Origin of the sequence: Crenobacter intestini, assembly GCF_004919095.1 — a bacterium.
In the GTDB taxonomy this organism is placed as follows: domain Bacteria; phylum Pseudomonadota; class Gammaproteobacteria; order Burkholderiales; family Chromobacteriaceae; genus Craterilacuibacter; species Craterilacuibacter intestini.
In genome coordinates this window covers 3056-3268 of sequence record NZ_STGJ01000037.1, presented here as the reverse complement: position 1 = coordinate 3268, position 213 = coordinate 3056, and positions in this window count along the sequence as shown.

Sequence of the window (213 nt, the reverse complement as noted above, 5' to 3'; positions counted from 1 at the left end):
AGAGAAGGCGAGTCAAGCACTCACAGCCTATCGGTTGTTCAGATGTCGTCGAAAGTCAATCAGAGCACTTGTTTGAGTGTTGTGATTTGCGTTTGACGACGCTCGATCTTTAACAAATTGTAGAAGCCGAATAACAAGCGGCGAGACGGACGGCCAGTTAAGTCTGACCGGAAGGATCGCCGACTTGGGTAGAAGATTGTATCAGGACAACAT